Annotated in this window: 11 protein-coding genes; 5 read left to right on the top strand and 6 right to left on the bottom strand. The window is 64.3% G+C overall.

Annotated elements, in window-relative coordinates; all coding sequences use genetic code 11:
- Window positions 1-212 precede the first annotated feature (212 nt).
- Together GXP34_05720 and GXP34_05715 are read left to right on the top strand one after the other, a co-directional pair.
- Window positions 213-971 carry a helix-turn-helix domain-containing protein gene (locus GXP34_05720; protein NOY55470.1) on the top strand — a complete coding sequence of 253 codons (759 nt, stop codon included), beginning with the start codon at window positions 213-215 and terminating at the stop codon, window positions 969-971.
- Window positions 972-1,042: 71 nt separating this feature from the next.
- Window positions 1,043-1,204 (top strand): hypothetical protein, encoded by a 162-nt coding sequence (locus tag GXP34_05715; GenBank protein ID NOY55469.1) that lies wholly within the window; start codon window positions 1,043-1,045, stop codon window positions 1,202-1,204.
- Here the strand turns inward: GXP34_05715 and GXP34_05710 are convergent.
- The 5 genes from GXP34_05710 to GXP34_05690 all read right to left on the bottom strand — a co-directional run bounded on the left by GXP34_05710 (window position 1,194) and on the right by GXP34_05690 (window position 7,523).
- A complete protein-coding gene (locus tag GXP34_05710) occupies window positions 1,194-1,919 on the bottom strand; it encodes a sulfite exporter TauE/SafE family protein (protein NOY55468.1) in 726 nt (241 codons plus the stop codon). The genes GXP34_05715 and GXP34_05710 overlap by 11 nt on opposite strands.
- A gap of 278 nt (window positions 1,920-2,197) precedes the next feature.
- Window positions 2,198-3,337, bottom strand: a complete 1,140-nt coding sequence (locus GXP34_05705) for a cystathionine gamma-synthase (protein ID NOY55467.1) — start codon at window positions 3,335-3,337, stop codon at window positions 2,198-2,200.
- Complete coding sequence (locus GXP34_05700) at window positions 3,337-4,290, bottom strand: pyridoxal-phosphate dependent enzyme (GenBank protein ID NOY55466.1); 954 nt, start codon at window positions 4,288-4,290, stop codon at window positions 3,337-3,339. The genes GXP34_05705 and GXP34_05700 overlap by 1 nt, the downstream gene beginning before the upstream one ends.
- A gap of 171 nt (window positions 4,291-4,461) precedes the next feature.
- Window positions 4,462-6,474: a thioredoxin domain-containing protein gene (locus GXP34_05695; GenBank protein NOY55465.1), complete on the bottom strand. Its 2,013-nt coding sequence runs from the start codon at window positions 6,472-6,474 to the stop codon at window positions 4,462-4,464.
- Window positions 6,475-6,515: 41 nt separating this feature from the next.
- Window positions 6,516-7,523, bottom strand: coding sequence for a TGS domain-containing protein (locus GXP34_05690; protein NOY55464.1), 1,008 nt, complete (start codon window positions 7,521-7,523; stop codon window positions 6,516-6,518).
- 265 nt (window positions 7,524-7,788) lie between these two features.
- Between GXP34_05690 and GXP34_05685 the strand changes: the two genes are divergently transcribed.
- From GXP34_05685 to GXP34_05675, 3 genes are all read left to right on the top strand, one after another.
- Window positions 7,789-8,793 (top strand): sigma-70 family RNA polymerase sigma factor, encoded by a 1,005-nt coding sequence (locus GXP34_05685; protein NOY55463.1) that lies wholly within the window; start codon window positions 7,789-7,791, stop codon window positions 8,791-8,793.
- A gap of 143 nt (window positions 8,794-8,936) precedes the next feature.
- Entirely contained in the window at window positions 8,937-9,899 is a 963-nt protein-coding gene (locus GXP34_05680) for an NAD-dependent epimerase/dehydratase family protein (protein NOY55462.1), read from the top strand.
- A 65-nt stretch (window positions 9,900-9,964) separates the two neighbouring features.
- Entirely contained in the window at window positions 9,965-10,342 is a 378-nt protein-coding gene (locus tag GXP34_05675; protein ID NOY55461.1) for a CBS domain-containing protein, read from the top strand.
- A 56-nt stretch (window positions 10,343-10,398) separates the two neighbouring features.
- Here the strand turns inward: GXP34_05675 and GXP34_05670 are convergent, their stop codons facing one another.
- A complete protein-coding gene (locus tag GXP34_05670; protein ID NOY55460.1) occupies window positions 10,399-12,762 on the bottom strand; it encodes a DUF853 family protein in 2,364 nt (787 codons plus the stop codon).
- Window positions 12,763-12,777 lie beyond the last annotated feature (15 nt).

Below are 12,777 nucleotides of genomic sequence, written 5' to 3'. Positions count from 1 at the left end.
GCGCTCGTTCGCCTCCGTGGGTGAGGGTAGTGGTGTGGGGGTTGTTGTGACCGGGGAGCCCACCAGGCGCTCGTTCGCCTCCGTGGGTGAGGGTAGTGGTGTGGTGGGTTGTTGTGACCGGGGAGCCCACCAGGCGCTCGTTCGCCTCCGTGGGGGAGGATGGCGGCAGTGAGTTCACGACGCTTGTCGCCAGGACCGGTAACCTTCCGATCATGGAATCCTTCTCGGCCCTCTTGCGGCGTGGACGGGCTGCCACGGGACTCGGCTATCAGCGGATAGCCGAGTTGGTCGGGCGTTCACCGGCGACGATCCGCAACTGGGAACGTGGCAAGAGCAGACCGATCGATCCCGAGGTCGTGGTGGCGCTGGCAGCGGTGCTCGACATTTCGGAGGAGGAGTTGCTGTCGGCCGCCGGACTCGCCGTCGAGTCGCCGGCGGGCGCGTTCGCCGACCTGGTGCCGTCCGACTTGGGGCAGGACGCTCTCGAAGAAGAGAAGACCGAGGATGTGCTCGATGAGTCGGCGTCGGATGTACCCGAACCGGAGGAACTCCTTGACCAGAGTCTGCCTGCTGCCGCGGCGATCGCCACGTCTGTGGAGCCTGAGACAGGGCATGAGGAGCAGCTCGCCTGGGACACGTCGGAGCCTGAGCCGGCTTTGCCGAGACCGGCCGAGGAGGTCGAGACGGTCGTCGCCGCCGAACCGGAGATCGTGTCCGAGGGAACGCAGGGTGCAAGCCGTCTTGCCTCTCATCGCCCGGTGCCTCCAGCACCGCGTCCGGCAGTGCTTGTCCCGCCCACTGTCGCCACCACCGAGCCTTCCTACCTCGAAGATGGCCGCCAAATGATGACATATCGGGTGCGAGCCGCCCTGACCGTTGCCGTCGGTGCCCTCCTGTTGTTGTTCCTCGAGTGGGGCCTGCGCGGGCTGGGGGCCTCTCTCAAGGGGATCCTTGGTGGGCTCGGCCCTTGACGGGTGACCGCTTATAGTGGTATACCACCACTGAAGGTGGTTGGCTGGGACCGGGAGAAGGGCTGCAACCCGTGGAACCCTGGAAAGACTGGGATCCTGTGATGCAGGAGGACTACCTGGCAGAGATCGAATTGATCATCGGAGACGAGTTGGTCATGGAGATCCGCCGGAAAGTGCTCGACAGCACCAAGATCAACTCGGCCACCGCCTCGAGCAAAACGATCAAGGGCTGAACAGTGTTCGGACGGCGAGACCGACCGCGGCGAGTGCCGAGACGATCAGGATGCCTCGTTGGAGTGCCACGCCTTCGACGCGACCTTTCAAGTACCGACTGAGGAACAGTCCCACGGCGACGGCCGGTGCGAGGAACAACGCCGTGACGATGTCATGACGATGGATCTGGCCGACGATGGTGAGTGTCGTCACATTGATGATCACACCGATCGTGAAGATCGCACCGAGACTCGAACGCAGCGTTCCGCCCTCCTCATTGCGGTAGATCAGCGCGAGCGGCGGTCCTCCGATGGCCGAGGTGGTGCCGGTGATTCCGGACGCAACACCGGCTGCGAACTTGTTCAGCGGTGTGAGACGCACGGTGAGGCCGGCCGCCAGGGCAATGACCGCTGCAAGGACGACGATCGCGATGACTCCATCGAGGGCCTGTCTCGTCACCGTTGCCAGGAGCAGGGCTCCGATCGCCGCGCCGGGAAGGCGACCAGCGACGATCCAGCCCGCTCCCGAGAGGTCCAGCTGACGCCACTCTCGTAGGGCCATGGAGAATGTCAGGGGTCCCGCCAGCAGGATCTGGGGGATGGGCGTGAGCCCCGGATACAGCAGGGCGAGAATCGGCACCGAGAGGACGGCGAAGCCGAAACCGATGGTCCCCTGGAGCATGCTCGCGACGGCTGTCACGACGAGAGCGATGATCAAGACGGCGGGCGGGTACATGGCCGCGCAGTATCGCAGTGTCGACCAGGGACGAGGAATCGGATGGGAATCTGGCGGAAGAGGTCGTTGCGGAGACTCGTGTCTCGTACCTTGCACCTCGTATCTCGTATCGCGACGCAGCATCGGTGCAAGACCGCGGGGCGGATACAGCGGCTCCCGCTCCGGTCCTCGAGGGCTCGGAGAGTGCTCCGGCGAGGAGTCGACCGGTCTCCCCGGGAGGGGAAGCGCTGCGGCAGGTGTGTGCCGGGGGGAATGCACCCCGGTGAGCCTGGCGTCTCCTACGGCCGCAGTGCCCGGTCCAGATCCTCCAGTAGGTCATCGACGTGCTCGATGCCCACGGAGAGTCTGATGAGATCGTCAGGGACTTCCAGTGACGTCCCTGCAACGGATGTGTGCGTCATCTGGGAAGGGACTTCGATCAGTGACTCGACCCCGCCGAGACTCTCGGCAAGGATGAACAGCTCTGTCGACGAGGCGATCCGGCGGGCGGCATCCGGCCCTCCCACAGGACGGAAGGACACCATGCCTCCGGCACGCTTCATCTGTCGTCGTGCCAGCGCTTGCTGGGGATGCGAGTCCAATCCCGGGTAGAGGACCTCGGCGACATCGTCCCGGTCCTCCAGGAACGCCGCCAGTGTCTGCGCGTTGTCGCAATGCCGATCCATGCGAATTGCCAGTGTTTTGATCCCACGGAGCACGAGCCATGCATCGAACGGGCCGGGAATAGGGCCGACTGCGTTCTGGAGAAACCGCAGGCGGTCCAACAGTTCCGGGTCCGTGGCGAGGACGGCGCCACCTATGACGTCGGAGTGACCACCCAGGTACTTCGTGGTCGAGTACACGACGAGATCCGCTCCACACTCGAACGGGCGCTGCAGGTATGGAGTGGCGAACGTGTTGTCGACTGCCATCATCGACCCGTTCCGGTGTGCGAGTTCGGCGATCTTTTCGATGTCGGCGAGACGCAGCAGGGGGTTGGTCGGCGTCTCGACCCAAAGCAGTCGCGTCTCCGGACGCAAGGCGGCTGCGACGTACCGTGCGTCTGTCATGTCGACTGTCGACCAGGTGATCTCCTGTTCGGAGAGAACTCTTGCGAAGAACCGGAACGTCCCGCCGTAGGCATCGTCGGGGAGCAGTACGTGATCGCCGGGTCTCAGGAGATAGCCGATGAGTGCTGCGGCCGCCATCCCCGATGACGTGGTGACCGCGCCACCTTCCGGGCCGATTCCTTCGAGGGAGGACAGGGCCAACTCCAGCGCGTGGCGGGTGGGGTTGCCTGTTCGTGAGTACTCGTATCCCTTGTGTTCGCCGGGAGCAATCTGGGCGTAGGTGGATGTTGCATGAATCGGTACGACCACGGACCCTGTGGTCGGATCTGGATCCTGGCCCGCGTGGATCGCGTCGGTTTCGAATCGCATCAGGTCACCTCGTAGCCGTGCTCGCTCATCCAGGCATCGTTGAAGACCTTGGAGAGATACCCGCGACCCGAGTCTGGAAGGATCACGACGGTGAGTCGGTCCGGTTCGCGCTCGGCGAACTCGACGGCCGCGTGTATCGCCATTCCGGCGGACCCGCCTGCCAGCAAGCCTTCCTGACGGGCAACGCGCCGGGTCATCGCGAACGCATCGGCGTCGGAGACCATGATGTACTCGTCGACGATGTCGCGGTCGAGCGTTTCCGGCCAGAAGTCCTCGCCGACACCCTCCACGTCATACTGATGGATCTCATCATCCGAGCGTGCCGTGTAGATCGATCCCTCCGGGTCTGCTCCGATCACCAGGATGTCCGGGTTCATCTCCTTGAGGTAGCGGCCGATTCCGGTGACCGTGCCGCCGGTTCCGACGCCGGCGACGAGCGCACCGACACGGCCTTCGGTCTGGTCCCAGATCTCCGGGCCGGTTGTCAGGTAGTGGGCTTGGGGATTCGCGGGGTTGGTGTACTGATCGGGGCTGTAGGCGCCGGGAGTTTCGGCGACGATGCGCCGTGCGACCCCGTAGTAGGACTCGGGATCCTCGGGGAGGAGTTCCGTCGGTGTGACGATGACGGTCGCGCCGTACGCCCGCAGGAGATCCTGCTTCTCCTTGGAGACCTTGTCCGGAACGGTGAACACGACCTTGTATCCGCGCACCGCCGCGACGATTGCCAGACCGACGCCGGTGTTGCCACTGGTCGGCTCGACGATCGTGCCGCCGGGCTCGAGGAGGCCGAGTTGCTCCGCGCGGTCGATCATCGTGACGGAAATCCGCTCCTTGATCGAACCACCGGGGTTGAGGAACTCGAGTTTCGCGGCGAGATTCCCGGGAGGGTGAACGCGTGAAAGGCGAACCAGGGGAGTGCGCCCGATTGCTTCGATGGCGTTTTCGTAGATCACGCTGCAAGTGTATCGGGCGTATCACACCAAGTCTGTTGACAGGAGCGGCCTGCATTCGGCGGTCGGCCTCCGGCCTTCAACTCAGGGCACCATCTCGCCGATCATGGTGCCGGCTGCGCGAAGCGAGACAGTCGGCTCGAAGCTCCATCCCAGGTCGATCCGCGGTGAGTGCTAGAGCAGCCTCCGCAGCGCCTCGGGATCCGAGACCGGGAGCGCACAGTGGAAGTCTCTGCACACGTACGCGAGGGTCGAGTCCGTGGCTCGTCCCTCGAGAAGAGGAACGATGTTCGTCGCGCTGCCGTCCCGATCGACGGCGAGCGCAACACCGGGCCGGAATCGTTCCCACACGACAGAGGAGAGTTCCTGTGCATCCGGACCCACGATCGCGACCTCCTGCGGCTTGCTCAGCGTCGTGTGTAGGACACTCAAGAGATGGCCGGCGCCCGAGGGTGACGTGATTGCGAGCGTGGCTCCCGCGCGCAGGGCCCGTTCGGAATACGCCGCGAACTCGGCGTCGCCGGTATACGAGGAAGCGAGGAGCAGGGCTTCGGCTGCGAGGGCGTTCGCCGACGGTGACGGCGAGTCGAAGTGGTCACGTGTTCGCGCCAGAGGGGCCTCGACGTCCGCCCCTGTCGTGAAGAACCCACCGGCCGGATCCGCGAAGAGATCGACCATTCCCTCGACCAGGCGCATCGCCTCGGTGTACCAGCTCACTTCACCGGTGGCCTGGTAGAGCGTGAAAAGGCCAAGGGCCGTTGCTGCGTAGTCATCCGCGAATGCGGGCACACTCGCTCTTCCCTTGCCCCAACTCCTCAGGAGACGCCCGTCTGCCCGGGTGACCTCCGACAGGAGGAACGTCGCGGCGTCCCGCGCTGCATCGAGGAGGCGCGGCTCGCCGAGGACGGCTCCCGCTTCGGCGAAGGAGCGGATTGCCAGCCCGTTCCAGGCGGTGACGACCTTGTCGTCGAGGCCTGGCCTGACGCGTTCGGAACGTCGCGAGAGAAGCCGACGACGAGCCGTGTCGATCATCGCGTCGGCGGTGACGAGATCGATGTTCAGTTGGGAGGCGAGCTGTCCGAGCGGGCGTGTGACGTGAAGGTGATTGCTGCCTTCGAAGTTGCCGTCTTCGGTGACTCCGAAGAACGTGGTGGCAAGTGGAGCGAGTTCGTCCCCGACGGCGTCGGCGAACTCGCCTGCATCCCAGACATAGAACGTGCCTTCCGAACCTTGGGAATCCGCGTCCTCCGCCGAGGCGAACGCGCCGCCGGGAAGCCGGAGGTCGCGCAACAGGTAGTCGAGAGTCCTGATCGCGACCGCGGTGAACGCCGGCTCATGCAGGACTTGCGCCGAGTGGAGATAGAGGCGGGCCAGCTGCGCGTTCGTGTAGAGCATCTTCTCGAAGTGCGGGATCGTCCATGAGCGGTCGACGGAGTAGCGGGCGAAGCCGCCACCGACGTGATCGTGGATTCCCCCGTCCGCCATCTTGCTCAGTGTCAGCCACACCATCCGCTTGGCGTCGGGAGCCCACGGTTCGTCGGCGACGCGCAGGAGAAACTCGAGGACCGGCTCCTGTGGGAACTTGGGTGCCTCGCCGAAACCGCCTTCGGTTTCGTCGAACCGGGAGGCGAGGGCTTGGTACGACGAGACGAGGAGATCCTCGCCGGGCAACTCGTCGGCACTCGGGATCGCTTGGCCGACGAAACCCGAGAGCCGCTCCGCCTGGGCGGTCAGTTCGGCGCGCCGTGTCTCCCACGCGTCGGCGACGGCGGTGATGACCCGCCGAAACGACGGCATGCCGTGTCGTTCGACGGCCGGGAAGTAGGTGCCGGCATGGAAGGGCTTGCGGTCCGGGGTGAGGAACACCGTCATGGGCCAGCCGCCCCGGCCGGACATGGCCTGGAGCGCCTCCATGTAGACGGCGTCGACGTCGGGCCGCTCTTCACGGTCGACCTTGATGTTGACGAACAGTTTGTTCATCAATGCCGCCGTCTCGGGGTCCTCGAACGATTCGTGAGCCATCACGTGGCACCAGTGGCAGGACGAGTACCCGACCGACAGCAGCACGGGCTTGCCCTCGGCTTTTGCAGCGGCGAACGCCTCGTCGCCCCAGGGATACCAGTCGACAGGGTTGTCGGCGTGCTGGAGCAGATACGGGCTCGTCTCGTTGGACAGGAGGTTGGGCATGTCGCGACGGTACCCGCCGGCCTGCGGTATGGGAACGAGGCTCAGGAGTGGAGTTCGACGATGTCTCCGTCGGAAAGAACGTGGTCCCGTCCGACTTGCTGTCCATCGAAGTGGCCGGTGCCCCAGATACGGGCATACCGCAGGCTTCCTGCAATGTCACGATGCACGAGTGTCGCAACGTCCTGGACCGTGCCGCCGCTGCGGACCGTGTAGGGCTTGTCCAGGGCGGCCGGCTTGCCCGGCACCTTCGTGTAGACGCGAATGATCCCCAGCCTGGAGAAGAGCCACGGTCCGATTGCGTCGACACCCGCCCCGGTGGTTGCCGATACGGTGAGAACCGGGTAGTCGAGTCCCAGCAGTTCTTTCAGGATGGCGACCTCTTCGGCGCACTGCGGTGCCTTGTCCGCCTTGTTGGCGACGAGAAGGGTGGGGAGGCGAACGGCAAACGGGTCGTTCTCCGGCATCGGCTCACTTCCGTACCACGAGCCGGTCAAGGTGACTCTGCGGTTTGCGAGCATCTCGTGGAGGGACTCGACCTGCGCGACGCAGCCGGGAACGGAGACGTCGACGACCAGCAGGCATGCATCCGCCGGTAGGAGAGCGCCGGCAAGCCACGGGACCGGGTGCTCGGCGGACACGGGTGGCAGGTCGACGAGTTGGATGGAGATGTCCTCGTAGTGGAGCATGCCCGGCTGCGGGAACCGGGTCGTGAACGGGTACGGACCCGATGGTGTACGGGATCCGGTCAGTCGCGCATGGAGCGTCGACTTGCCCACGTTGGGCGGACCGAGCAGCGCGACCTGGGCGGCCCCCTCGGGTCGGATGACCGTGGGAGGACTACTTCTGGCACCGCCCTTCTTCGGTCCTGCGAGTTGCTCGGCCAGCTCCTTGATGCGTGTCTTGATGTCCGCTCGAAGGTGCTCGGTCCCCTTGTGCTTGGGTATGGTGCGGTACATCTCGCGCAGCGCATCGAGGCGCTCCTCAGGGTCGCGGCTGCGTTTGTAGGCGACCTCTGCTGCCTTGTAGTCGGGGGTCAGATTCGCCGGCACGAACTCATTATCGTCCGGCAGGAGCGCCGGCGGGGCTGGGAGAAGACGGCCGCACTGTCGGAGCGATTATCCCGAAATGATCATCGAGGAACCCGCTGTTCGACGGATCAAGGAACATGACCGGGGTCATCGTTGTTGAAGAGGAAGTGGCAGCCGGTTTTGTCGCAACGAAAAAGGGGGGTTCACACGACACGCGATGTGTGTCATAGTGTCTCGCAGTTGCGTTGCGGCTTGACCGTGACCTTGACGGAGGAAAAACCCCAAGATGGCATCGAACGATAAGACGCGCCCCAACGGAAAGGCGGTTGGCAAGACCGACCGCAGCCGCCGTGACCGGCGCAACAAACTCACCGATGAGCGCGGCAGGCTGACGACCGACCTGGTCAGTCAGTACCTGACCGCGATCGGGGAATATGACCTGCTCAGCGCCGAACAAGAGGTCGAGCTTGCTCAGAAGATCGAGACTGGTGAAGACGCCGTCGAGCGACTCGACGCCGGTGAGTACAAGACCAAGAAAGAAGAGATCGAGCTTAGGCGCAAGGCCCGTTTCGGCAGGGAGGCCAAGGATGCTTTCCTGACCGCGAACCTCCGCCTCGTCGTGGCCAACGCTCGCCGCTACGCCAACACGTCCGGTATCGACTTCTTGGATCTCATCCAGGAAGGCAACCTCGGTCTCATTCGCGCCGTCGAGAAGTTCGACTGGAGAAAAGGCTTCAAGTTCTCCACCTATGCGACGTGGTGGATCCGTCAGGCGATCACTCGTGCGATCGCGGACAAGTCTCGAACCGTGCGAATCCCCGTACATCTGCATGACACGCTGGCGGCCGTACGAGCCGCGCAGGCGAGCCTGAAGGCGGAACTCGGCCGGGACCCCAAACCGGACGAGATCGCAGAAGAGGCAGGAGTCACCGTCGACAAGGTCGAGCTGGCGCTCGGCGTCGCGGACACCGTGTCGCTGGAACAGCCCGTTGGTGAAGACGGGGCGCAGCTTGGTGACTTCATCGAGGATGAAGAGGCGACCGACCCCGTGCAGATCACCGAAGAGATGGATGTCGCGCACAGTCTGCGGATCTCCATCGATCGGCTCCCTGAGCGGGAGGGGCGAATCCTCGCGCTGCGTTACGGTTTCTATGACGGGGTCCCCAGGACCCTGGAGGAGATCGGCGACGAGTTCAATCTGACTCGAGAGCGGATCCGACAGCTCGAGAAGCTTGCCCTGTGCCGCCTGCGGCACCCCTCCTTCGGCATTCGCGAACAAGATCTGATCTAGTGCCTCGGCCGGGGAGTGCCGGCGGGTAGATCGGCGCAGGTGCGCGTACTCGCGTGTTTCGTGCCGCGACGTGGCAACGATGCGAGACCGTTGGGCGGCGGACGGGCCTCGTCGCCGGCAGCTCGGCTGGTAGGTTCTAGGCGATGGACAGTGACCAACGTTTCGTCGGATCTCATGCCGTTGTGCTTGGCGGGGCAGGGTTTCTCGGTTCGCACCTGTGCGATCGGCTCATCGAGGAGGGGGCGAAGGTCACGGTCGTCGACAATCTGATCACAGGGCGCAAAACGAACGTGGAGCACTTGTTCGGCCGGAGCGGCTTCACATTCCTCTATTACGACATCACGAACTTCCTGCACGTTCCCGGCAACGTCGACTTCGTGATTCATTTCGCCTCACCGGCATCACCCGCGGACTATCTGCGCTGGCCCATTCAGACATTGAAGGTCGGATCTCTCGGGACGCACAAGGCGTTGGGACTCTCGAGGACCAAGCAGGCGCGGTTTCTCCTCGCATCGACGAGCGAGGTGTACGGCGATCCCGCCGTGAATCCACAGCCCGAGTCCTATTGGGGAAACGTCAACCCGGTCGGCCTCAGGGGTGTCTACGACGAGGCGAAGCGGTTCGCCGAAGCGATGACGCTCGCATACCACCGCCAGCACGCCGTCGATGTCCGGATTGCTCGCATCTTCAACACCTACGGTCCGAGGATGCGTCTGGCCGACGGGCGAGCCGTGCCGGCATTCTTTGCCGCCGCCCTGCGCGATGAGAAGCTCCCGGTCCACGGCGACGGGATGCAGACGCGATCACTTTGCCACGTGGACGATCTCATCGAGGGCATCATGAGGCTGCTCTTGGCGGACGTCATCGGGCCCGTGAACTTGGGAATGCCGGAGGAGGTGACGATGCTCGACCTCGCCGAGAGGATCCAGAGCGTCGTCGGCCGGCACCCCGGTATCGTCCTGCAACCACGTCCGGAGGACGATCCGGGCGTTCGGTGTCCGCAGATCGATCTCGCGACACGGGAGCTGGGTTGGATACCGACAATCACGCTTCAGGAAGGTTTGGAGCGGACACTGCCCTGGTTTCGGGCCGCATTGCAGGACTGAAGGGCGCGGATCCAGATTCTCACGTTGCACATTCCCGCTACGCTTGCTGCAGCAGGAGGTGTCGGTTGAAGCTGAGGGCGATGGTCGGTGGTCGAGCAGAGGTCTGCGGCCCCGAGACCACTCTGCAGGACGTGTCGGCCGCGATGCTGGCTGCACGCGTCGGCTCGATCGGTGTCATACACGGACGGCGGCTTGCCGGCATCATCACAGAGCGCGATATCGTGCGGGCCGCCGCCGAAGGCATAGACCCGGCGCTGGAACTCGTCGAGGATTGGATGACGACCGACCCGGATGTGTTCACACCCGAGGTCTCGGTCGCAGAGGCGGGCCGATGGCTGCTCGAGACCGGATACCGTCATCTGCCCGTGATGGAAGACGGCGAACTGCTCGGGATTCTGAGCATCCGCGACGTGCTGTGGGCGCTCCTCGGATCAGACAGCTGAAGGAAAGAGCCGCTACGCCCGATCGGCGTCCCGGCTGTCGGCGTCACTCGAGAGAATCATGCAACGGGTATCCACACCAGCGCAATCTCGTCGACGGCGACATCGGTCTTCTCCAGACCGATCGTGAGGGTCTCGATCGACGTGGCGGCAGCGTTCCACCTGTCCATGATCTCGGTGACATCTTCGGCCAGTTCGGCTTCCAGGTCGTCCAGCGCCGCCGCCTTGTCCGAGTACCGCTCTTGCGCGCTGCGCAGGCGCTCTTTCTTTCGAACCGTCTGCGATCTGCGGGAAGCCACTCCCGAGAGGCTTCGTGATCCGCGCTTGCCGCCCAGAAAGACCGATAGCAGCTCGCCTGCACCGGCAATGAGCTCCTGCTCGCGTAGGGCCTGTGTGTCCGCCTCGAGCTCGCGGATCCGGCGATCGGCGGTGGCGAGCTGGTCTCGTACCCGATCGATCTTGACCTTGTAGCGGTCCTTCAGTTTCGCGATGTCGATGTCGGCACCATCCACGGCGGCAGCCTCGCAGCGGCGCTCGAAATCGTCCCGGCTCTCGCCGATGCGTGCGTAGAGCTTCAACACGGGGTTCTTGAAGACCTCGACATGCTGGTTCGCCACGAGCCACGTCCTCAGGTCGGTTCCGAGCTTCCTGAAGAACGTCGCCGTGCCGATCGGGGCGTCGGGGAGTGTGTAGGTCGCCCCTTCGGGAGCGTCGGGCCGGAAGTCTCGATCGTCGTAGTCGACCGCGCGTCCCCCGTCGAGATCTACGGGATCGCCGACGGGGTGGAGGACCGTTTCCCAGACTTCACGATGGTCGACGCCGGCACGGGCATCGTCATAGAGCAGATTCACTCTCGCTACGACGGCCGCTTCGAACCTGGTTCCACCGGGGATGGCGCCGACCACCGATGCCCACGGTGCTGCGGGGTCGAGGTAGTAGGTGGGAACAGAATCCGGGACCTGGGGAACGAGGGTGGTCTCGTCGTCGTCCAATGCGTTCGGCTCAGGCGCGGACATCTCCGCCACGAGTCGCTCCGGCGCGTCCTCTGTCAGCTTCATGAGGTCCTCTTTTGTGAGCGGACCGCGCAGATATGACATCGCCCATCTGGTGCCGAACAGGGTGGGTTGCTGCTCCTGCGTGCTGTGGAGCACGAACTGGCGTTCTTCGAGGTCGCCGATGAGGTCGTCGAAGTGGTCGATATCGACGGCTCCCGAGGACGACTCGAGTCCTTCGAGGATGCGGGCCTTGTCCCGCTGGGTCTGCAGGCGTCCGATCATCCACGTGCCGGCGTTGGACATTGCCTTGTAGTCGAGATCGACGGGGTTCTGCGTCGACAGGAGCATTCCGACGCCGTGGGCGCGGGCTTGTTTCAGGATGGTCAGAATCGGCTTCTTGGAGGGCGGTTCGGCCGTTGGGGGAGCGAAGCCGAAGACTTCATCCATGTAGATGAGGGCTCTCAGATCCGAGGTTCCGGGTCGGCGGCGGATCCATGTCACCATCTTGGAGAGCAGCAACGTCACGACGAACTGGCGTTCCTGATCGCCGAGGTGTTGCAGGTAGATGATGGCGGCTCTCGGCGCGCCCTCCGGCGTGTAGAGCAGGGTCTGCGGGTCCAGCGGTACGCCCTGGGTCCACGATACGAACGACGGCGACGCGATCAGCCCGTTCAGTCGCATCGCCAGTTTCGTGCGATCCTTGGGCGGGAAGAACGTGTCGATGTCGAACACGCCGAGTTTGCGCAGTGGCGGGTTTTGCACCTGGGCGATGAGCGATTCGAGATCCAGACTCCGACCCGCCTGCCACGATATCTCGATCAGATTGGACAACAGGATGTGCTCTGTCGAAATCGGGTCGGCCTCGATTCCGGCGAGCACGAGCAGCGACGACACGAACGCTTCGATCTCGTCACGACCGGTCTCTGCGTCGGTCGACCAGTCGATGTCGGGTGCCACCAGTGATCCGACGATGTTCAGGGGGACACCGGCCTGCGATCCGGGCGTGTAGATCGTGAATCTTGCGGTCTCCTTCAGCCGTGCGATGCGATCGCCGTCGATGCCCCAGTCGGCGAGCCCGCTCTTCCACAGGTTCGCGACGCCTGCGGCGAATGTGTCGGCATCTTCACCCGCACGATGCGCCTCGCCCTCGTCGATCCATGGGCGGAAGTCGTGCGCATCGAGCCTGGGAAACGTCAGTAGGAGGTTGCCGATGTCGCCTTTGGGGTCGATGGCCAGCACCGGGATGCCGGACAGCAGCGCCTCCTCGAGGGTGATGATCCCGAGACCGGTCTTGCCCGATCCTGTCATTCCGACGATCACGCCGTGGGTGGTGAGGCGCCGGCTTTCGTACAGGACCGGTTCCGCCGGGTCGTGTTTGCCGGTGGTCGGGTCGATCACTCCGCCGAGGTACAGCTCTCCGGTGCCCATAGGTCCTCCTCGAGG

The sequence above is a fragment of the Actinomycetota bacterium genome, from assembly GCA_013152275.1.
Classification (GTDB): Bacteria; Actinomycetota; Acidimicrobiia; order Spongiisociales; family UBA4744; genus BMS3Bbin01.
This window is presented reverse-complemented; position numbering and strand designations above follow the sequence as displayed.

Excerpts from the sequence above, each read along its gene's own strand:
- GXP34_05720 (NOY55470.1), top strand. The coding sequence starts at position 213 with ATGGAATCCTTCTCGGCCCTCTTGCGGCGTGGACGGGCTGCCACGGGA.
- GXP34_05685 (NOY55463.1), top strand. The coding sequence starts at position 7,789 with ATGGCATCGAACGATAAGACGCGCCCCAACGGAAAGGCGGTTGGCAAG.
- GXP34_05670 (NOY55460.1), bottom strand. The coding sequence starts at position 12,762 with ATGGGCACCGGAGAGCTGTACCTCGGCGGAGTGATCGACCCGACCACC.
- GXP34_05705 (NOY55467.1), bottom strand. The coding sequence starts at position 3,337 with ATGCGATTCGAAACCGACGCGATCCACGCGGGCCAGGATCCAGATCCG.
- GXP34_05680 (NOY55462.1), top strand. The coding sequence starts at position 8,937 with ATGGACAGTGACCAACGTTTCGTCGGATCTCATGCCGTTGTGCTTGGC.
- GXP34_05695 (NOY55465.1), bottom strand. The coding sequence starts at position 6,474 with ATGCCCAACCTCCTGTCCAACGAGACGAGCCCGTATCTGCTCCAGCAC.
- GXP34_05710 (NOY55468.1), bottom strand. The coding sequence starts at position 1,919 with ATGTACCCGCCCGCCGTCTTGATCATCGCTCTCGTCGTGACAGCCGTC.